Source organism: Halospina sp. K52047b (genome assembly GCF_008709855.1).
GTDB classification, from domain to species: domain Bacteria; phylum Pseudomonadota; class Gammaproteobacteria; order Pseudomonadales; family Oleiphilaceae; genus Halospina; species Halospina utahensis_B.
The window spans coordinates 1-1,578 of record NZ_VYJH01000028.1; the positions used below are offsets into that span (position 1 = coordinate 1).

Genomic DNA, 1,578 nt, shown 5'->3' on the forward strand with positions numbered 1-1,578 from the left:
CCTAGGAGTCTGCGCGGTAGAAACCGCCTTCTGGCATAATAACCCTAAATTCTTATCTTTCAGGAAGCCCGATGGGAACGACGTTCCGCCCGTATTCGCCTGACCAGGACTTGCTCCTTCCGCCAAGCCTCAAAGAGTGGCTGCCTGAGGGCCATCTGGCGTATTTCATCAGCGATGTCGTCGAAGAGCTGGACCTCAGTGATTTTTATGCGCGCTATGAAGGCGACGGGCGACGCAAATCGCCCTTTGATCCGCGCATGATGCTGAAAGTGCTCATTTACGCGTATGCGACGGGCGTATTCTCATCACGCAAGATTGCCCGCAAGCTGGAAGAGGACGTGGCGTTTCGGGTGCTGGCAGCCGGCAATTTCCCCAAGCACCGCACGCTGTGCGATTTCCGTAAACAGCATCTCAGTGAGTTCAAGGCGGTATTCGTTCAGGTGCTGCATATCGCCCGGGAAGCGGACCTGATCAAGCTTGGCACGGTGGCCGTTGACGGCACCAAGGTCCGAGCCAATGCCAGCAAACATAAGGCCATGAGCTATGGCCGCATGCGTGACGAAGAAAAGCGCTTGGCAAGCGAGATCGAACAGCTGTGTAATCAGGCCGGTCGCACGGATGAGTCCGAAGACCAGCAGTTTGGTACCGACCAACGCGGTGATGAATTACCCGACGAACTCCAGTATCGCGAGAAGCGTCTGGACAGGATCCGGGCCGCAAAGCAAAAGCTCGAAGCCGATCAGCAGGCCAGCGATGACGCCCGCGGGCGCCACCCTGACGATGAACGGCGCTCACCGCGTGGCGGGCGCAATTTCAAGCGCGATTACGGGGTCCCGGACGATAAGGATCAGAGCAACTTCACCGATCCCCAGAGCCGGATCATGAAAACGAGCGACGGCTTCCAGCAATGCTATAACGGGCAACTGGCCGTCGATGCTGAGTCCCAGATGATTGTGGCGAACCACCAGGGTAACAATGCCAGTGACCACGGCTGCCTGATTCCACTGCTGGACGATGTGACAGCGACATTGGGGAGCCAGCCGCAGCGGTGTTTGGCCGATGCCGGCTATCGAAAGGAGCAGGACTTTCAACTTCTGGAGAGCAAAGCCATTGATGGTTATATCTCGTTACGCAGAGAAGGGAAAAAGACCGGACAGATAGACGCCGATCAGTATCCGGCAACAGCACGGATGACACAGAAACTGAACACGAAACAGGGGCGAGAAGTCTACGCCCAGCGAAAACACCTGGTCGAGGCGGTCAATGGCTGGATCAAACACGTGCTGGGCTTTCGCCAATTCAGTATGCGGGGCTTGAACGCCGTGCAAGGGGAGTGGGACCTGGTCTGTCTGGCGCTGAATCTCAGGCGTATGAGTTCCCGGATGAGTCTGGCGTAAGCCTGATGAACGCGCGCTGGTGTGGCCCCAGCTCAGGGGCCCTATTAGCTGACAAGCTCAGCGCACCCGGCTGAAAATCGATATCTTAGCCCAATCGACGGTGCTCGAAGCAATGCCGGTTGGACCCTGCCCCGTTCCGACAAAAACGGGGGCCAAAAGCTTCTACCGCGCAGACTCCTAG

General features: G+C 57.4%; 1 protein-coding gene. It reads left to right on the forward strand.

From position 1 onward, the window contains the following. Positions 1-71: 71 nt before the first annotated feature. Entirely contained in the window at positions 72-1,397 is a 1,326-nt protein-coding gene (locus tag F3089_RS15720) for an IS1182 family transposase (RefSeq protein WP_151441725.1), read from the forward strand. Positions 1,398-1,578 lie beyond the last annotated feature (181 nt).